This is a genomic window from Komagataeibacter ossonobensis, assembly GCF_057359305.1.
In genome coordinates this window covers 1-17,967 of sequence record NZ_JBXAYQ010000009.1, presented here as the reverse complement: position 1 = coordinate 17,967, position 17,967 = coordinate 1, and the positions used below count along the sequence as shown (strand labels likewise).

Genomic DNA, 17,967 nt, shown 5'->3' with positions numbered 1-17,967 from the left:
TCAATGGAAGTTTTCGGTAAAGCGATTTGCGGAAAGCTTCAAAAGGAACGCCGCCTTTTTTCAAAAAAGGCGGCGCCCAAAAACTTTTATTTTTATAAATAAAAGGTTTTTTACTTCAGCCCATCCACAAAGGCCGCGATACGGCGGCAGCCTTCGCGCAGGGTATCCGTGCTGGTGGCATAGGAAATACGGAAAAACGGACTCATGCCATAGGCCGCGCCCTGCACGGACGCCACCTGCTGTTCTTCCAGCAGCGCCATGACAAAATCGGCGTCTGTCGCGATCAGGCGGCCACCGGCCGAAGTCTTGCCCATGCACCCGCTGATATCGGGATAGACATAGAACGCACCCTGCGGCGTATGGCACTGCACGCCGGGAATGGCGTTGAGCAGGGAGACCACCAGGTCACGCCGCGCCTGATATTCCGTCGCACGGTCCTTCAGGAAATCCTGCGGGCCGTTCAGCGCGGCCACGGCGGCGGCCTGCGCCAGCGTGTTGATGCCGCTGGTGGACTGGCCCTGCATGTTGTTCATGGCCGCAATCAGTTCGCGGGGGCCGCCACAGTAGCCGACGCGCCAGCCGGTCATGGCATAGGCCTTGGACACGCCGTTGACGGTCAGGACACGGTCCTTCAGCCGTGGTTCGACCTCGGCGATCGTGCAGAAGGCGAAGCCGTCATAGATCAGGTGTTCGTAGATGTCATCGGTCATGATCCAGACCTGCGGATGTTTCAGCAGGACGGCGGCGATGGCTTCCATGTCCGCGCGCGGGCAGCATGCACCGGTGGGATTGCCGGGGAAGTTCAGGACCAGCCACTTGGTCTTTGGCGTGATCGCGGCTTCGAGTGCCGCGGCCGACAGGCGGAAGCCCCCTTCGGCGGGGCAGGCCACGGACACGATGGAAGCCCCGGCAAGGCGGGCGATATCGGCATAGCTGATCCAGCTTGGTGTGGGCAGCACCACCTCGTCACCGGGGTTGATGGTGGCCATCATGGCGTCATAGATGATCTGCTTGGCGCCGTTGGCCACCAGGATTTCATCCAGTGCGTAATCAAGGTGATTTTCACGCTGGAACTTGCCCTGCACCGCCTTTTTCAGCGCGGGCTTGCCATCCTGCGGCGGGTATTTGGTGTCACCCGCGCGTGCTGCGGCAATCGCGGCGTCCACGACATGTTCGGGGGTGGGGAAGTCGGGTTCACCTGATGACAGGCTGACGATCTTCATCCCTTCCGCCTTCAGCATCGATGCCTTGTCGGTCATCGCGGCGGAAGCCGAAATCCCAATTCCATTCAGTCGATCCGCAAACCCAGGCATCAGACGTTCTCTCCACTTCTACTCATGTAACAGGACACAATGCTCACACCGCATCGTAAATCGTTTCGACGCGGCTTAGATACCGACGAAAATCATCTGGCCCCATACAACAATACTATGAAGGCCGGATTGCGCCTTACCCCGCCTGTCCATCCATGCGGATCGGGTTGCGCACCATGGCCAGCGACAGCCCGGCCGCAATGACCAGCGCGGCGGCGCACATATACCACGCCATGTCAAAACTGCCGGTCCATGCCACGATATACCCGGTCAGGATGGGCGACAGCAGCCCCAGCGAATTGCTGCATGTCAGCGTCACGCCGGTCACGGCGCCCATTTTCTGGCCATCTTCCACCATGTCGGTCAGCAGCGCGGTATTGGCGCCATTGGCCGCCATAAGGCAGGCCAGCGCACCCGACAGGACCAGCAGGATGGGCATCATGGTATGGAACTGCGGCAGCAGCCCGATCGTGGCGGCACCGATCAGGCAGGTGGCGACAACAAAACGGCGGGAGGGCGGATGAATGCCATTGCGGAAGACCACATGTTCCAGCACCCGCCCGATAACGACCGCGCCAATGGCCGCGGCCAGATAGCACAGGGCCGTGCTGTTGCCGGTGCCGGTGGTGTTGATGTGCAGTTCATGGATCAGGTACAGTGGCATCCACGACATGACCAGGAAATTCAGGTAATTCTGCGTACACTGCACCACCAGTATCCCCAGGAAGGACGACGAGCGGAACAGGTTCCTGATTTCCCGCACGGTGATGGGCCTGCGCGGGGCGGCATCGGCCTTCCGTGCGGGATTGCGGTACACCAGCCACCACACCAGCGCCCATGCAATGCCCACCGCGCCCAGCGCCATGAACTCGCACCGCCACCCGAAAAAGGTAATCAGGTACGCCCCCGCGATCGTGCCACCGGCCAGCCCAAGCTGCATGCCCGTCAGCAGCACGGTCATGACCGACCCGCGTTCGCGTGGCTGCGCCCAGTTGCGCACCACGGTGGCCCCCACGCCAAAGGTCGGTGCCTCGCCCACCCCCAGCAGCACGCGCGTCAGCAGGAACTGCGTGATGTTCTGCGCCATGCCGCCCAGCAGCATGGCGAAAGACCATATGCCCACGGCAAAACTGCCAATGGCGCGCGCGCCCACCATGTCCAGCACGATGGTCGATGGCAGGTTGAGCAGGAAATACGACCACAGGAAACTGGATGAAACCCAGCCCATCTGCACCGGTGTAAGGGAAAACTCCCTGCCCATCGAAGGCAGGGCAATCGACAGCGCGGCACGGTCGCCATAGCTGATGGCGTACATCAGGAACACAAGAAAGAAAAACACATAGCGGGCCGGAATGGCACGCCCGCTTCGTGCGTCGGTGGTCGTTTCACCTGTTGTCACGCTGTAGGACTCCTGGTGTGCCGTGAATTACGATTGGGTGGGGGCCGCCATGCGCGGACCGTGCCTCATGGTGGGGTGCCGGTGGCCGCGTCCATCGTGCCCTCTGCCACGGCTTTCTGCTTTGCAGGGCGGTCATGGCGCAGCATCCACACGCCGGAGCCGATGATCAGCAGCCCGCCAATCACCATGGCGACGCCGGGTATTTCACCGAACCCGAACCACCCGATCAGCGCCGCCCACAACAGCCCGGAATAGGCAAAGGGGCCAATGGCGGACACCTGCGCCGAGGCAAAGGCCTCGGTCTGCAGGACCTGCGCGATCCCGGCAAAGGCACCGACGGCGACAAGGCATGCGGCCTCGGTCATGCCGGGAGTGGTCCAGATGAAGGGCAGGGGCAGCGCGGTCATGAGCGTCATCAGGATCGCCTGCCACAATGCGATAGTGGTGCTGGATTCCGTGGCCGAAAGCTGGCGGATCTGCATGGTGGTCAGCGCCCCCACCGCGCCCTGCGCCAGGGCGACGAAATAGGCCCAGCCGGGCACCGCGCCGCCCGCGCCATGCAGCAGCCCCTTGCCAAGGGCGACCACGATCACGCCCGAAAAACCCAGACAGACCGCGATCCAGCGCTGCAGCGACGGCCGTTCATGCAGCAGCGGAATGGACAGCAGCACCAGGAACAGCGGCTGCGTGTAGGACAGCACCTGCTGTTCAGCCAGCGGCAGGCGCGTCACGGTAATCACCACCATGATCATGCTGATCAGGCCAACGACCGAACGCAGGACATGACCGCCAAAATGGCGTGTTTTCAGGACAATGCCCGTGCGCGATGCGATCAGCAGCACGAAGGGCAGGGAAAACAGGTTGCGGAAGAAAATGATTTCCAGCGCGGGCAGCGACGACCCGGTCAGTTTCTGCAGGGCATTGAGGGCGGCGGTAAAAAATGTTGCCGATGCCAGAAGAAGGGCACCACGTTTCAGGTCATGCTTCATTTTGTCCGTACCTCAACTGCACGACATGGACGGGAGCGCGCTTCATGAAAGATCAGTCTGGCCGGTCATCCCCGCCTGTTTTCACGTTACGACACCGTAACGCATGGGGCGCATCCCGGGTCATAGGAGTTCGTTGCGGCGCAATAAGAAATTCTTATGGGTAGGGGACGGATCAGTCCCCAAGCTGGCAGGCAGGCGTCAGCACGCCGCCACTGGCCTCGATTTCCGCACGGATGGCGCGCGCCAGTTCCAGTGACCCCGGCGTGTCGCTGTGCACCAGAATGGACCGGGCCTTTACCGGCAGGCGCTTGCCGTCAATGGTCGTGACCGACCCGTCCTGCAGGAACTGCCTTACACGTGCGCGCACGCCCGCCAGGTCGTGAATGACCGCCCCTGGCTGCCCACGCGGCACCAACGTGCCCGCCGTGGTATAGGCCCGATCGGCCAGGAACAGCGTCCGTGCCCGCAGCCCGGCTTTTTCCGCCGCGCGCTCGGTCGCCTGACCGGGCATGCAGAATACACTCAGGTTCCGGTCAAGGGCGGCAATGGCCCGCGTCAGGCGCAGGGCAAGGGCTTCATCCGCATTGGCCATGTTGCCGAACGCCGCATGGTAGCTGACATGGGTGACACGGTGGCCATGGCGGGCGGCAATGCCCTGCAACGCGCCGATCTGGTAGCACATCATGGATTCCATGTCCGCGTCCGACACGGCCATGTTGCGCCGCCCGAAGCCCATAAGGTCCGGCAGGCCGGGATGGGCACCGATGCCAACGCCCTTTTCCTTCGCCATCTGCACGGTGCGATCCATGATGGCGTAGTCACCGGCATGGAACCCGCAGGCGATATTGGCCGAAGACACGGTATCCATCAGTCCGTCATCATCGGCAATGCGCCACCGCCCGAAGCCTTCGCCCATGTCGGAATTGAGGTCGATCTTCATGCCTTGTCTCCAGACTTGATGCCAGCGCGACAGCGCGCGGATGTGCGGTAACGGGCGACCATCATGCGCAGGTCGTCCAGATAGGCATCGACCGGCCGCATGGCGGCGACCCCTTCGGCAAAGCTGCATTCATGAAAGCGGATGCGCGTGCCGATCCGCGCCTGCGCCAGCCGCCACAGATCGGCTTCGATCACAGTGGCGATGCGGGGATAGCCGCCTACGGTATTGGCATCGGCCAACTGCACGATTGGCTCGCCCGCCGGTGGCACCTGCACGATACCGGCAATGACACCGTAGGAGCGCAGTTCAACCCGGTGGTGCAGTTCCAGCGGCGCGCCCGACAGGCGGTAGCCCACGCGGTTGCTCTGCGGTGTGATGCGCCATGGAGTGTCCCACAGGCGCTGCCGGGATTCAGGGGTGAACAGTTCGTAATCGGTCGCCGGCATTGCGCGCAGGCTGATGACCTTCGCATCATCCTCGCGGGCCACGGCATCCAGCACCGTTGCGGGGGGCAGGGCGCCGTAACCCGACACATCCAGCGTGGCCCCCGTGGTCTTCAGCGTATCGCCTGCTTCCAGCGGACGACCGTCCAGACCACCAAAGCCGCCACGCAGCTGCGTGCTGCGCGATCCCAGCACCACGGGCACCTCGATCCCGCCCGCGATGCAGATATAGCCGCGCGCGCCCGACCTGGGTGGCCCCACGCGCAGCACCTGTCCCGCCGATACGGTTTCAACCATCCATGGCAGCATGGTGCGGCCATCGATTTCGATTGCGGCGTCAATGCCTGTCACCGCAAGGCTGGCCGGTGCGTCAAAGCGCAGCACGAAGGGATAGGTCTGCAGTTCGATACAGGCATCATCCACCGGGTTGCCCAGCAGGATATTGCCCACCCGCAGCGCAAGGGCGTCCATCACGCCCGATGTGCCCACGCCAAGGTTGCGGTAACCTGGGCGGCCCAGATCCTGCACCGTGTTCAGGGCGGATGTTTCAAGGATGGTAATCACAGCGCAATGCTTTCGGGATAAAAGCGGATACGGTCACCAATGGCGAACAGGGCGGGCGGCTGCCTGTCGGGATCGAACAGGTTTATGTCGGTATAGCCGATGGAATTCCACCCGTTCGGCCCGGTCAGCGCGGAAATGCCCGCCTGCATGCCGCCAATGGTGACGGTCCCGGCCAGCATGTTCAGTGATGGCACGGTCTTGCGCGGGGTGGCGATGCGCGGGTCCAGCCCGTGCAGGTAGCCAAAGCCCGGCGCGCTGCCTATGGCGCAGACGGTGTATTCACTGCCGTGGTGAATGGCGATGACCTCTTCGGGCGGCAGGCCCGCATGGGCGGCGACAGCGGCCAGGTCATTGCCCAGTTCACCGCCATAGCGCACGCCGATTTCAAACAGGCGGCCTTCGATATGCCGTTCGGGCAGGGTGTCCCATGCATGGCGCAGCCAGTCGGCCACGGCCTGCGGGCTGCCGGGGGGTGCCGCGAAGATCAGCATGAGGTTGGTCACGCCCGGAATGAGTTCGCACACATCGGGCCGTGCCTGTGCCGCGTCCATCAGTGCCCAGATCCGGCGCTGGTGGGCCATGGTGAAATCACCCGGCGCCTCGAACAGCATGGCGCGGGTGCCGATCATGCTGATGGTGGGTGCTGCACGGGTGTCGCGCGCCACGTCGTTCTTCATATCCGTGTTCAAAATACACAGTCCCTGGAACAGTGCTGGTCATATCCCGGAAAATGACAGGATCCGGTATCGGGCCTGAACCATGATAATACAGGTTTCGCGGCATCTGGTGCCGACGTGCAAATTATGGCCGTTTGCGTAACGATGAACAGTGCAATTCTGGTTGTATGGCTATTGGATAATCTTATGGATCAGGGTGATAGCCGGGCCATCGTATATTGTTATGGCGTGAGAACGAAGTGCTCTTGGCGCTGGCGGCACGGGGTCGGTAGCATGTAGTGAATAGCTGAGCATCCGGGATCCGTTGTGGGGCCGGGTGGGATTAGTTTCTCTGTTCAGGATCGGGTTTTCTTACCATGAGCAACCAGCCGTACCGTACCGCCCTCGTCACCGGCGCATCCTCCGGCATTGGCGCGGAAATCGTCCGCCGCCTGTCAAAAGAAGGGATCGAGGTGCATGCCCTGGCGCGTGACGCGGCGCGACTGGAACAGCTGTCACAGGAAACCGGCTGCGTCGTGCATGCCGTCAGCGTATCCGACCAGGCGGGGATCGAGGCGCTGGTCAAGGGGCTGGAAATCGACATCCTGGTCAACAATGCCGGACAGTCGCGCACGGGCAACATCACCAACACCACGCCGGAAGATATCGACGCGCTGGTTGACGTGAACCTGCGTGCGGTGCTGCAGCTGACCCGGCTGGTGGTCGCGGGCATGATCGAACGTGACCGCGGGCATATCGTCAACATCACCTCCATTGCCGGGCATTATGCCTTTGCGGGCGGCAACACGGTCTATCATGCCACCAAGGCCGGCGTGCATTCGCTGTCGCAGCAGCTGCGCTGTGACCTGTTTGGCCACCGCATCCGCGTGACCGAGGTCTCGCCCGCGCGGTGCGAAACCGAAGTGTTCGGTCGCCTGATCGGCAACATGGAAGAAGCGAAGAAGCGCTTTTTCGATGAATATGAGTCCCTGCTGCCCGAAGACATCGCCAACTCCGTCGCCTTTGCCGTCATGGCGCCGCAGCGCATGAATGTCAGCTTCATGGAAGTGCTGCCGACCATGCAGGTGGTGGGCGGCCTGAACTTCGCCAAGAAGACGTCCGGCGCGGCGTAAGGCTGGTGGATCTCACGCATGTCAGGCGGCTGATCGACCTTATGGCCCATGCCCCGGTGACGGAGCTTGAGGTTGAGGAAGGTGGCTGCCGTATCCGCATCGCCCGTGGTGGTGGCACGCAGCCTGCCGCAACCCCAGCACCTGCAATCGCCGCCGTGGACACGGGCAGTGCGCCTGTGGCCACGGCCCCCGCGCCGGCAGCGCCCGTGGCGGACGCCGTCATCACGGCCCCGTCCTATGGTGTGTTCCATCTCTCGCCATCGCCCGGTGCGGCGCCCTACGTCACGGTGGGGCAGGATGTGCAGGCCGGGCAGGAAGTGGGACTGGTCGAGGCCATGAAGGTGTTCAACGCTGTCCGCACCACGCAGGCTGGCAGGATCGCCGCCGTGCTGGTGGAAGACGGCACCGAAGTGGAGGCGGGGACCCCCCTGTTCCGGCTGGCATGAGTGAGACCCCACGTTTCAACCGGGTGCTGATCGCCAATCGTGGCGAAATCGCGCTGCGTATCCAGCGCGCCTGCCGCCAGCTTGGGCTGGAGACGGTGGCCGTGTATTCCGAAGCCGATGCCGACAGCCGTCATGTGCACGAGGCCGATATCGCCCTGTGCATCGGCCCGGCCGCCGCCGCGCGCAGCTATCTGGATGCTGACGGGCTGCTGCTGGCCGCCCGCCTGACCGGGGCGCAGGCCATCCATCCCGGTTACGGCTTCCTGTCGGAAAATGCCGATTTCGCCGATGCGGTGGAGGCAGCGGGCCTGACCTTCATCGGGCCGACGGGTGCGTCGATCCGCATGATGGGCGACAAGATTACCGCCAAGCGCGCCATGCGCGACGCGGGCGTGCCGTGCGTGCCGGGATCGGACGGGCCGCTGCCCGCGGACATGGACGCGGTGAAGGCCATTGCGTCGCAGGTGGGCTTCCCGGTCATTGTCAAGGCATCGGGCGGTGGTGGCGGGCGCGGCATGCGCGTGGTCGAGCGCGAGGCCGACCTGGCGCAGGCCGTCACGCTGACCGCCAAGGAAGCGCAGCAGGCATTTGGCAACCCGACGCTGTACCTTGAACGCTTCATGCAGAAGCCGCGTCATATCGAAATACAGGTGCTGTGTGACACGCACGGCACGGCACTGTGGCTGGGGGCACGCGACTGCTCATTGCAGCGTCGCCACCAGAAGGTGCTGGAGGAGGCGTCCGCCCCCGGCATCGCACCCGAAACGATTGCCGAAATTGGCGAACGCTGCGCCGAAGCCTGCCGCCGTATCGGCTACCGTGGCGCGGGCACGTTCGAATTCCTGTATGAAGACGGCGTGTTCGCCTTCATCGAAATGAATACCCGCGTGCAGGTCGAACATCCGATTACGGAAGAAACGACAGGCATCGATATCGTGGCCGGGCAGTTGCGCGTGGCCCAGGGCGAAGCGCTGGATATCGCGCAGTCGGACATTCCGCTGCTGGGGCATTCCATCGAATGCCGCCTGAATGCGGAAGATCCGTTCACCTTCATGCCCTCGCCGGGTACCATCACGCGCTGGGACCTGCCCGGGGGGCCGGGTATCCGGGTCGATACGCATGTTGTCGCGGGCTATACGGTGCAGCCCTATTATGATTCGCTGATCGGCAAGATCATAAGCCATGGCGCAACCCGTGCCGAAGCCATTGCGCGGATGCAGGTGGCGCTGGCGGAAATGAAGGTGGAAGGGGTGTCAACCAATATCGCCCTGCACCGTGACCTGCTGGCGGACCCGGATTTCCGGCGTGGCGGGGTGGACATCCACTATCTTGAACGCTGGCTTGCACAGAGGACGGCCCCATGAACAACCGGTCCGAACAGTTGGCGCCCCACTTTGACCGCCTGCCCGAACCCGAACAGATCGCGCAGATGGCGACATGGCTGGCGCAGGCGGGGCTGGACAGTCTGGAACTGACGAATGAGGCGGCGGGACTGAAGCTGCGCATCCGCGTGGGACAGGCAGGCACGGCCCCGCCCTCGGTGCAGGCCGCGGCCGCGCAGGAGGATGCCGGGGCAGGGCATGTTGCGGTAAAAACGCCCTATTTCGGTCACCTGTGCCTGACCCATCCGTCGCGCGATACGCCCTTTGCCCCGGTGGGGACAGGGGTTGCGCAGGGGGATGTGGTTGCCCTCCTGACACTGGACAGCCTGCAGGTGCCGGTTATCGCGCCGGTGGCAGGCACGGTGGTGGATGTTGTGGGACAGCCCGGCGCGCTGGTCGGATATGGCGCGACCGTCATGCACATCCAGCCCGACTGATACACACCGGCCGAATACTGTACGCCATACGGGCAACAGTATTCGGCGCGGTCGGGCGTGCTGTTTTATTGACGTGACATGTGGGCAGCATGCACGGGACTTCGTGGATGGTGCCGTTATTGCGGGCGCTGGTCCGGTTCGGGTCAGTAAAGATCCCACAATCATAAGAACGTTTTTGGTAAAGCTTTTTTCAAAAAGCTTCGAAGAATGCAGCCTTTTTGAAAAAAGACGGCACTCGGAAACTTTTATTGTTTCATCAACAGATTGTTTCAAGGCAATCTTTTAACCTGCATAGGCTGAAATGATGAATATGCCCCCTTCGGCACCAGACGCCGCGACCTGTACCCCCGCAGGCCAGGCCAGGCCCGTGAAGCCGGGGACTGCAGTGCCCGGTCAGCGCACGGAGCGCGACCTGTTGGGCGAGGTCACCATTCCCCCCGGTGCCCTGTGGGGCGTGCATACAAAGCGCGCGCTGGATAACTTTCCCATAAGCGGCACGACGGTTGGCACGTTCGGGGAACTGGTGCAGGGACTGGTGACGGTCAAGCAGGCGGCGGCCCGGGCCAATCTTGCGCTGGGTTACCTGGATCGCACGCGCGCCGACGCCATTGAGGGCGCATGCCGGTGGATACTGGAAAATCCCGCCTGTCATGACCAGTTTGTCGTGGACGCCATGCAGGGCGGGGCTGGCACATCGACAAACATGAACGCCAATGAGGTCATTGCCAATGTGGCCCTTGGGCTGCTGGGGGAAAAGCCGGGCACATATGCGGTGCTGCACCCCAATGACCATGTCAACATGGCGCAGTCCACCAATGACGTTTATCCGACAGCACTCCGTCTGGGCCTGTTGCTGGCGGTTGACCCGCTGGTGCGCGCCCTTGAGGGGCTGCACGGGGCGCTGGGTGAAAAGGCGGAAGCGTTTGGCGCGATCCTGAAGGTCGGCCGCACGCAGCTGCGCGATGCCATACCCATGACCGTGGGGCAGGAATTCGGGGCGTTCCGCACGGCCATCGCCACGGAAATCAGCAGTATGAAAACCCATGCCGCAGCGTTCGAGCAGGTCAATCTGGGTGGTACGGCCATCGGGACGGGACTGAATACCGATCCGCGTTATGCATCGACCGTCATGACGGAACTGCGCCACCTGACCGGACGGCCCATGGCCAGTGCGCCAGATTTGATCGAGGCGACATCGGATGTGGGCGCCTTTGTCCTGTTTTCCGGCGTGCTGAAACGCCTGGCGCTGAAACTGTCAAAGATGTCCAGCGACCTGCGCCTGCTGTCCAGCGGGCCGCGCACGGGACTGGGTGAAATCGTGCTGCCGGCGGTGCAGGCGGGATCGTCCATCATGCCGGGCAAGGTCAATCCCGTCATACCCGAAGCCGTCAATCAGGTGGCCTATCTGGTCGCGGGCCATGACATGACCATTACCATGTGTGCCGATGGCGGGCAGTTGCAGCTGAATGCGTTTGAACCGATGATTGGCTACTGCCTGTTTACATCCATCAGGACATTGCGCGCCGCCATCGAAACCCTGACCACGCGCTGCATCAACGGTATTACCGTTGACCGGGCGCGGTGCCAGTACCTGTCGGACATCAATATCGGCATCATCACGGCGCTGGTGCCGGTGCTGGGTTACGATACGTGTTCAACCATTGCCAAGCGCGCGCTGGCGGAAAACCGCAGGGTGACGGACCTGATCGTGGAAGACGGCCTGCTTTCCCCCGAACGGCTTGCGGCCCTGCTGCGCCCCGATGCGCTGACCCGCCCCAATGTGGGGCGGGCGGGCTGAACCCGTCAGCCGAAAGGCTGGGCACCGGGCCAGTTATGCGAGGCGGCCATGGCCTGGGCCAGTTCAATGAGCAGTTCGCGCACCGCGACGGACGCTTCCGTTTCGGGAATGATTTCAGGAACGCATAGTGACACGTCTTCCTGAATGACCGGGTTGCGCAGCGGGTAAATGCGCGAACGTCCCGGCACGACAATACGGCTGGCGACGGACCACGGCAGGATGGTGCTGCCAATGCCTTCCTCTATCGCGCCCTGCAAGGTAATCAGTGCCTCGATTTCCGCAACGATGCGCGGTTCAAGCTGTTTGCGCATGAAGGCCATGTCCACGCTCTTGCGGACAAAGTTGTGCCTGGGCGGCAGGAGCAGGGGCGTGTCGGCTATGTCCACCAGTTGCACCGCCCCGGTTTCATCCTGCGGGAATTCCAGCCCGTGGGGGGCGAGCAGGAAGAATTCCTCCTTCATCAGCGGGGTGAAGATAACCCCCTTGATCGGTCCCGCGCCATGGATGACCGCCATGTCCAGCCGCCCGGTCATGATCAGTTCGCTGTAGATGTCATCAAAGCTTTCGGTCAGGTGCAGCGTGATGTTGGGCAGGCACGCGCGCACGCGCTGCAGCAGCTTGACCGACAGCGTGGACCCCGCGCTGTAGGGTGACAGCCCGACCGATACCTTGCCCACCAGCGGCCCGGCCCCCTGGGTTATTTCAACCATGGCCCGGTCGAACTGTTTGGTCAGGGTCTGCGCGTGCCGGTACAGTTCCGATCCTGCCGTGGTGGGTGTGACGCCGCTTTTGCTTCTGATGACAAGTTTCTGCTTGAAGGCGTTTTCAAGCGTGGCCAGCTGCTGGCTCAACGCGGGCTGTGCAATATTCAGCAGGTCAGCCGCACGGGAAATGCTGCCAAGGTCGATGATTTTAATAAAAGCCTGCAGTCGCCGTATATCCAACTGGAACTCCATAAATATTATAGGCTTGGGCTTTATTCCATTGATAATAGGGATATTTCTGGAATTGTCAATATATTGTCATGTGCGTACGGAACGTTTCGGCAAATGAACGCTTTGTGCGCGCAGGGGGGGGCATGACGGCTTGATCCGTTTCCGAAACAGGATTCCTGATACTTGCGATGTATAGTGTCCAAAATGCGACGGGTCCAAAAAACTGAAGCATTTTCAGTTATATAATTCATTAAACCCCAATAAGAACCGCAGCCGTCCCTGAACATATCAATAATCCATATGACGCCACATCGTAACGAATGCGCATCATAACCTTGCACATATTCGTTACCAAACGTCCGGTTCGCGTTTTCAGGGGGGGAAGGCAGATGTCAGGCCTATCAAAGCGGAAGTTATATCTGGTGGCTGGGGTCGCGTTCGGTACGTTCGTACCGGTTGTGGGTGAAGCCGCGACGGCAGCCGTTTCATCCCCTGAAAAACATTACAGGGTTGCCCCCACCAAAAAGACGACGGTCGTAAAGCACGCCACGCCCACGGCGCTGCGCGCGTCCGACCAGCCGGAAGTGATCCATGTGGGTGGCCACCAGACCAACTCCATCTTCTCACCGGGGGCAGCGCGCCACAGCACCACGCAGGTGACGGTCGTGACCGGTGCGGAACTGCTCAAGACCGGCCAGACCAATGTGCTTTCCGCGCTGGCGCAGGCCAACCCCGCCATTACCACAGCCGCCCTGCCCGGTGGTGGCGCAAGCTCCTTTGTCCAGACCATGCAGCTGCGCGGGCAGTCGCCTGATGACACGCTGATCCTGGTGAACGGCCATCGCCGCCATATCGGTGCCAACTTCAATTCCAACGCGGGCACCAACTGGGGCAGTGAACCGGCCGATATCTCGCTTATCCCCATTACGGCGATCGACCATATCGAAGTCATTACCGAAGGCGCGTCCGCGCTGTACGGTCAGGACGCCATTGCCGGCGCGGTCAATATCGTGCTGAAGCGTGACACGCATGGCGGCACCGTCAATTTCAAGAACAGCGGCTATTACGCGGGCGACGGGCAGGCGCTGGATGGTTCGGCCAGCTATGCCATGGCGCTGGGCAACAAGGGCGGCTACCTTGACCTTGCGGCACAGGTCACCCACCAGCTGCCCACGACGCGCGGCGGTGATTTCTATGGCACCCTGTTTGCCGATCCCACGCGCAATGCAACGGCGGACCGTAACGTGCAGCGTGGCCTGGGCCTGCCCAAGTCCACGCTTGAAACGCTGAGCGAAAACATGTCCGTTCCCTTCGCGCACGGGTTCAGCTTCTACAGCACGTCCACCTTCTCGCACCGTCGCGCCAACGTGCCTGAAACATACCGTGCCAATTCAGGGGCGGATGAATGGATCAACCCGTCGCTCTACCCCAATGGTGACCAGCCCTACATCACCATGGACCAGTATGATTTCGAGACGGATAACGGCATCCGCGCGCGCAAATTCGGTTTCGCGTGGGATGCATACGTAACCTATGGCCGTGACCAGCAGAAATACGGCACCAAGGATTCAGAAAACGCCACGATGTCGGGTGGATCCTACGTCTATGACCCGACCCAGACATCGTTTTATGACGGTGAGTCGATTTCGTCCGAACTGACAACCGGCCTGCGGGGGTCGCGTTCGTTCCACACCGGCCTGCTGCCCAAGGACATCAACCTGAAATTCGGCGCGGAATACCGTCACGATACCTTCCAGATGACGCAGGGTGAAACCGCGTCATGGGGCGGGCAGGGGGCAACCGATCACCCCGGTAACGTACCCATGGCGGTCACGAACCAGAACCGTGACGTGTATGAAGGTTTCATCAACCTTGATTTCTACATCACCAAGAAGTGGGAATGGACGATGGGCGGCCGGGTTGACAGCTACAACAACCTGGCCACTGTCGAGACCGGGTCCATCGGCACGCGCTACAACTTCAACAAGCGCTGGGCCATCCGCGCCAACATCAATTCCGGCTACCGCCCGCCCACGCTGGGTGAAATGTCCTATTTCTATTCAGCGCCCTATCCCGGTTACACCGTGGACCAGGTGCCCGCGAACAGTGCCATCGCCAAATACCTGGGCGCTGGCAACATGAAGGGCGAGTATTCGCGCAGCTATACCATCGGGCTGGATGCGACGCCGGTTGATGATTTCCACATCACGGGCAACCTGTACTACATCGCGATCAATGACCGTCTGGGCAGCACGCAGTCCTATACCGTCGACCCGAATGACAGCAAGCTGCAGAGCCTGCTGGCGGCGGCGAATATTTCCAGCGCAACGTCGCTGTCATACTATGCCAACCTGTACAACACCCAGACATTCGGCGGTGACCTGAGCGCGGATTACACGCTGCATACGCACCGCTTTGGCAAGTTCCGCTTCGCCATGGGCATCAACTTCTCCGATAACGAGATCCGTTCCGCCCGCAACAACCTGGTGAACGAATACACCAAGGAAATGGTCCTGCATTCCGCGCCCAAGAACCGCGAGCAGATCAGCGTGAACTGGCAGTACAAGAAATGGTCGGTATTCCTGCAGGAAATGCGTTATGGCTCCATCACCTACATGGCGGCCCCGACCGGTCCCGGTTCCGTGCCGTTTGAACAGAACCCGGCCTTCATCACCAACCTGGAAGTGGACTACAAGCCCATTCCGCGGTGGACCATCGGTGTCGGCGCCAACAACCTTGGCAACAAGTACCCGACCCGCATTTCCAGCGCGATCGCCAATTCGCAGCAGGGACTGGCGAAATATGCATCCTATTCCCCCTATGGGTTCAATGGCGGGATGTATTACGTCAAGACGTCCCTCGATTTCTGATACGGCCTGACATACAGGCAACGTCATGACCGGACATGGCTGATGGTAACGGCTTCCTTTCCCGAACGGTCGGAAAGGGGGGCCGTTGACCTGTTCCGGCAGGGCGGTATCGGGGCGCCAGCCCACCATGCCTCACGTTCCCCCCATACCCCGACGCATATCCATGCGGTCCCGCGGGCGTTATGGTGAAAAATGGGGAGGAGCGGAAATGTGCAACCTTTATGCCATGACAGCCGGGCAGCAGGCGGTCCGTGCGGCAGCGCGGGTCATGACGGACCGTACCGGCAACCTGGCGCCTCTGCCCGATATCTGGCCCAATACCCTGGCGCCAATCGTGCGCAACACGTCTGGCGGCCGCGAACTGGTCATGGCGCGCTGGGGTATGCCCACGCCGCCGAATTACCTGAAGGGGCGCCGTGTTGACCGGGGCGTGACCAATATCCGCAATCCGGCATCAGCATGGTGGAAACGCTGGGAAGGGGTCGCGTATCGCTGCCTCGTACCGCTTACGGCCTTTTCTGAGCCGGAACGCCAGCCCGATGGAACCAGCAGGCCGGTCTGGTTCGCCCGTACCGACGGGGTGAAGCTGGCTTTCTTTGCCGGGATCTGGTGCCAGTGGACATCGGTGCGCAGGCTGGCGGATGGCGAGACGACGGATGACCTGTTCGGATTCCTGACCACTGCCGCCAATCAGGAAGTGGGATCAATCCACCCCAGGGCCATGCCCGTCATCCTGACCACGCCGGATGAACTGGATACATGGATGAATGCGCCCGCACCCGAGGCCCTGCGCCTGCAGCGCCCGCTGAACGATGGTGTCCTGACGGTCGTGCCTGCGCCCCTGTCGCACGGATAGGGGCCGGGCGGTCAGTTCATGTACCACCCGCCATTGAGGTTGATTGTCTGCCCCGTGACATAGCCGTTGCGCAGCATCGCGACCGTCAGGTCCGCGACCTCGTCCGCCGTGCCAAACCGGCCCATCGGGATCATGTCGGGACGTATGGCGGGATTGTTGGCAATCATGTCACTTTCGATCAGCGCGGGTGCGATCGCGTTGACTGTAATGCCTTCACGCGCCAGCAGGTTGGCGTAGGAATGTGTCAGTCCCAGCATGCCCGCCTTGGATGCCGCATAATGCGGGCCGATCACGCCGCCGGTCTGTGCCGCGATGGATGACATGTTGATGATCCGGCCCCACCGCCCCTGCCGCATCGGGGGCAGGACGGCCTGTGTCATGAGGAAGGCGGATGTCAGGTTGGTGCGCAGCAGGTCGTTCCAGTCCTGCAGTTCAATCCGGTCCAGCGGCACCAGACGGGAAATCCCGGCGTTATTGACCAGAACTGTCACGGTGCCGAGGGTATCGCGTGCCTTGCGCACAAGGGCTGCGACATCATCCGCGTCGCCCACATCGGCACGGATGGCGACCGCACGGGACCCCATGGCCTCGATCGCGGCGCAGACTTCGCGGGCGGCGGCTTCATCAGAATGGTAATTGACGGCGACATGCACCCCCGCCCGCCCAAGGGCAAGGGCCACCGCGCGACCGATCCCGCGTGATCCGCCGGTTACGATCGCGACACGGCTGGAAAGGGTATTGTCGATCAGCGTGCGGGTATCTGGTGTCATGGCGTTCCGGTCTCCAGGCGTGTGCAGGGCAGGGAGCCATTATACGGCCTGTCCGGGCCTTGTCGAAAACCGTGCCATGCCATGGCCGGCACCCGGACCCGCCATGCCGGGTGTCGGCATGCGGCACGGGTACGGTCTACTTTCCCGCGTTTTTCCGGCGGGTTTCAGCCGCCTTTTTTGCCGAGGCCGAACGTTCTTCCGCCGTGCGGTGCGCCGACGCCGCCCCGCCGGCCTTTCCGCCCCTGCGCGCGGGTTCGTGTGTTGTGGCGTGGCCCCGGCCTGAACCGCTTTTTTTGCCGCCGCCTGTCTCCTTGTTGACGGTGGCCCAGGCGCGGCGTTCGGCCTCGTCCGCGCTGACGCCATGGGCTTCGTAGCTTTCCCCGATATGTTCGGCCTGTCGTTTCTGCTTGTCCGTGTAGGCGGATTTGTCACCACGCGGCATGATTCATGCTCCTGTTCCAGGTGGCTGGCGGGGCGTTCCGTCCCCCATGCGGCCAAAGGCCCTTCGGTGTGACAATGCCGGACCATGGGAAAAGTTTGCCTGCCCCGCGCATCATATCGGCCCGCGCCGGGCATGCCGTGGACCCGGACGCGGCGGTCTGTCCATCGGGCATCATGTATAAAAGTGCGCCGTGATGCGCGCGGGGCAGGCATCGGGCACCGGCGTGTCAGGCAGGGCCGACGGGGGTTTTCGTATTTCTGTTACATTTTGCAAAGTGGCTATCCGACATTGCAAATGCTCTTCTATCGCTATTGTGGGGCAAGAGGTGTACAGACTCCCTTCATCCAGATGGAAGACCCACATGACGACCGTTCGCCGGAATAGAGCCATTCCAACAAAGATGGATCAGTCCGTCCGCATGCGCCCTGCCACCAGCCAGGGAGGCCGTTTCAATCATGAAGGGGAGGCAGATCAAGGAATTTCATCATAATGACCGATACCTGCAAGGTCCTGATGATCTTCCCGCTCTTCAACGCCAATTCATTCTGGAACTATCAGGAAGCCTGTGATCTGGCCGGTGCGCGCTATCCGGCA

17 protein-coding genes are annotated in these 17,967 nt (G+C 62.0%); 8 read left to right on the top strand and 9 right to left on the bottom strand.

Going from position 1 to position 17,967, the window contains the following annotated elements:
- Nucleotides 1-110 precede the first annotated feature (110 nt).
- From AC1RQ9_RS07775 to pxpB, 6 genes are all read right to left on the bottom strand, one after another.
- Entirely contained in the window at nucleotides 111-1,313 is a 1,203-nt protein-coding gene (locus AC1RQ9_RS07775) for a pyridoxal phosphate-dependent aminotransferase (protein WP_485986300.1), read from the bottom strand.
- A gap of 136 nt (nucleotides 1,314-1,449) precedes the next feature.
- Nucleotides 1,450-2,712 (bottom strand): MFS transporter, encoded by a 1,263-nt coding sequence (locus tag AC1RQ9_RS07770; RefSeq protein WP_485986299.1) that lies wholly within the window; start codon nucleotides 2,710-2,712, stop codon nucleotides 1,450-1,452.
- A 65-nt stretch (nucleotides 2,713-2,777) separates the two neighbouring features.
- Nucleotides 2,778-3,701: a DMT family transporter gene (locus AC1RQ9_RS07765; RefSeq protein WP_193731723.1), complete on the bottom strand. Its 924-nt coding sequence runs from the start codon at nucleotides 3,699-3,701 to the stop codon at nucleotides 2,778-2,780.
- Nucleotides 3,702-3,873: 172 nt separating this feature from the next.
- Nucleotides 3,874-4,641, bottom strand: a complete 768-nt coding sequence (locus AC1RQ9_RS07760; protein WP_193731724.1) for a LamB/YcsF family protein — start codon at nucleotides 4,639-4,641, stop codon at nucleotides 3,874-3,876.
- Complete coding sequence (locus AC1RQ9_RS07755; protein ID WP_485986298.1) at nucleotides 4,638-5,648, bottom strand: 5-oxoprolinase subunit C family protein; 1,011 nt, start codon at nucleotides 5,646-5,648, stop codon at nucleotides 4,638-4,640. The genes AC1RQ9_RS07760 and AC1RQ9_RS07755 overlap by 4 nt, the downstream gene beginning before the upstream one ends.
- Nucleotides 5,645-6,325 carry a 5-oxoprolinase subunit PxpB gene (gene pxpB / locus AC1RQ9_RS07750; protein WP_193731751.1) on the bottom strand — a complete coding sequence of 227 codons (681 nt, stop codon included), beginning with the start codon at nucleotides 6,323-6,325 and terminating at the stop codon, nucleotides 5,645-5,647. The genes AC1RQ9_RS07755 and pxpB overlap by 4 nt, the downstream gene beginning before the upstream one ends.
- Before the next feature lie 356 nt (nucleotides 6,326-6,681).
- On the opposite strand from pxpB, the gene AC1RQ9_RS07745 reads away from it, so the two are divergent.
- From AC1RQ9_RS07745 to AC1RQ9_RS07725, 5 genes are all read left to right on the top strand, one after another.
- Entirely contained in the window at nucleotides 6,682-7,437 is a 756-nt protein-coding gene (locus AC1RQ9_RS07745; protein WP_485986297.1) for an SDR family oxidoreductase, read from the top strand.
- A gap of 5 nt (nucleotides 7,438-7,442) precedes the next feature.
- Nucleotides 7,443-7,883, top strand: coding sequence for an acetyl-CoA carboxylase biotin carboxyl carrier protein (locus tag AC1RQ9_RS07740; protein WP_485986296.1), 441 nt, complete (start codon nucleotides 7,443-7,445; stop codon nucleotides 7,881-7,883).
- Nucleotides 7,880-9,247, top strand: a complete 1,368-nt coding sequence (gene accC, locus AC1RQ9_RS07735) for an acetyl-CoA carboxylase biotin carboxylase subunit (RefSeq protein ID WP_485986295.1) — start codon at nucleotides 7,880-7,882, stop codon at nucleotides 9,245-9,247. The genes AC1RQ9_RS07740 and accC overlap by 4 nt, the downstream gene beginning before the upstream one ends.
- A complete protein-coding gene (locus AC1RQ9_RS07730) occupies nucleotides 9,244-9,702 on the top strand; it encodes an acetyl-CoA carboxylase biotin carboxyl carrier protein (RefSeq protein WP_485986294.1) in 459 nt (152 codons plus the stop codon). Before accC ends, AC1RQ9_RS07730 begins: the two co-directional genes overlap by 4 nt.
- Before the next feature lie 301 nt (nucleotides 9,703-10,003).
- A complete protein-coding gene (locus AC1RQ9_RS07725; protein ID WP_485986292.1) occupies nucleotides 10,004-11,500 on the top strand; it encodes an aspartate ammonia-lyase in 1,497 nt (498 codons plus the stop codon).
- 5 nt (nucleotides 11,501-11,505) lie between these two features.
- Here the strand turns inward: AC1RQ9_RS07725 and AC1RQ9_RS07720 are convergent, their stop codons facing one another.
- A complete protein-coding gene (locus AC1RQ9_RS07720) occupies nucleotides 11,506-12,444 on the bottom strand; it encodes a LysR substrate-binding domain-containing protein (RefSeq protein WP_193731731.1) in 939 nt (312 codons plus the stop codon).
- Nucleotides 12,445-12,824: 380 nt separating this feature from the next.
- On the opposite strand from AC1RQ9_RS07720, the gene AC1RQ9_RS07715 reads away from it, so the two are divergent.
- Genes AC1RQ9_RS07715 through AC1RQ9_RS07705 form a run of 3 tightly spaced genes read left to right on the top strand, consistent with a single transcriptional unit; the run spans nucleotide 12,825 to nucleotide 16,161 of the window.
- Nucleotides 12,825-15,305 carry a TonB-dependent receptor plug domain-containing protein gene (locus AC1RQ9_RS07715; RefSeq protein WP_485986291.1) on the top strand — a complete coding sequence of 827 codons (2,481 nt, stop codon included), beginning with the start codon at nucleotides 12,825-12,827 and terminating at the stop codon, nucleotides 15,303-15,305.
- A gap of 42 nt (nucleotides 15,306-15,347) precedes the next feature.
- The gene (locus AC1RQ9_RS07710) at nucleotides 15,348-15,494 is read left to right on the top strand and encodes a hypothetical protein (RefSeq protein ID WP_485986290.1); all 147 of its coding nucleotides are present in this window, start codon (nucleotides 15,348-15,350) and stop codon (nucleotides 15,492-15,494) included.
- Between the two features lie 19 nt (nucleotides 15,495-15,513).
- Complete coding sequence (locus AC1RQ9_RS07705) at nucleotides 15,514-16,161, top strand: SOS response-associated peptidase (protein ID WP_485986289.1); 648 nt, start codon at nucleotides 15,514-15,516, stop codon at nucleotides 16,159-16,161.
- 11 nt (nucleotides 16,162-16,172) lie between these two features.
- Here the strand turns inward: AC1RQ9_RS07705 and AC1RQ9_RS07700 are convergent, their stop codons facing one another.
- Together AC1RQ9_RS07700 and AC1RQ9_RS07695 are read right to left on the bottom strand one after the other, a co-directional pair.
- Complete coding sequence (locus AC1RQ9_RS07700; protein ID WP_485986288.1) at nucleotides 16,173-16,931, bottom strand: 3-oxoacyl-ACP reductase family protein; 759 nt, start codon at nucleotides 16,929-16,931, stop codon at nucleotides 16,173-16,175.
- Between the two features lie 136 nt (nucleotides 16,932-17,067).
- On the bottom strand, nucleotides 17,068-17,373 hold the full coding sequence (locus AC1RQ9_RS07695; RefSeq protein ID WP_485986287.1) for a plasmid stabilization protein: 306 nt from the start codon (nucleotides 17,371-17,373) through the stop codon (nucleotides 17,068-17,070).
- Nucleotides 17,374-17,967 lie beyond the last annotated feature (594 nt).

Coding starts and splice junctions, on each gene's coding strand:
- AC1RQ9_RS07695 (WP_485986287.1), bottom strand. CDS start 17,373: ATGCCGCGTGGTGACAAATCCGCCTACACGGACAAGCAGAAACGACAG.
- AC1RQ9_RS07765 (WP_193731723.1), bottom strand. CDS start 3,701: ATGAAGCATGACCTGAAACGTGGTGCCCTTCTTCTGGCATCGGCAACA.
- AC1RQ9_RS07730 (WP_485986294.1), top strand. CDS start 9,244: ATGAACAACCGGTCCGAACAGTTGGCGCCCCACTTTGACCGCCTGCCC.
- accC (WP_485986295.1), top strand. CDS start 7,880: ATGAGTGAGACCCCACGTTTCAACCGGGTGCTGATCGCCAATCGTGGC.
- AC1RQ9_RS07705 (WP_485986289.1), top strand. CDS start 15,514: ATGTGCAACCTTTATGCCATGACAGCCGGGCAGCAGGCGGTCCGTGCG.
- AC1RQ9_RS07715 (WP_485986291.1), top strand. CDS start 12,825: ATGTCAGGCCTATCAAAGCGGAAGTTATATCTGGTGGCTGGGGTCGCG.
- pxpB (WP_193731751.1), bottom strand. CDS start 6,325: ATGAAGAACGACGTGGCGCGCGACACCCGTGCAGCACCCACCATCAGC.
- AC1RQ9_RS07775 (WP_485986300.1), bottom strand. CDS start 1,313: ATGCCTGGGTTTGCGGATCGACTGAATGGAATTGGGATTTCGGCTTCC.
- AC1RQ9_RS07710 (WP_485986290.1), top strand. CDS start 15,348: ATGGTAACGGCTTCCTTTCCCGAACGGTCGGAAAGGGGGGCCGTTGAC.
- AC1RQ9_RS07760 (WP_193731724.1), bottom strand. CDS start 4,641: ATGAAGATCGACCTCAATTCCGACATGGGCGAAGGCTTCGGGCGGTGG.
- AC1RQ9_RS07725 (WP_485986292.1), top strand. CDS start 10,004: ATGATGAATATGCCCCCTTCGGCACCAGACGCCGCGACCTGTACCCCC.
- AC1RQ9_RS07700 (WP_485986288.1), bottom strand. CDS start 16,931: ATGACACCAGATACCCGCACGCTGATCGACAATACCCTTTCCAGCCGT.
- AC1RQ9_RS07745 (WP_485986297.1), top strand. CDS start 6,682: ATGAGCAACCAGCCGTACCGTACCGCCCTCGTCACCGGCGCATCCTCC.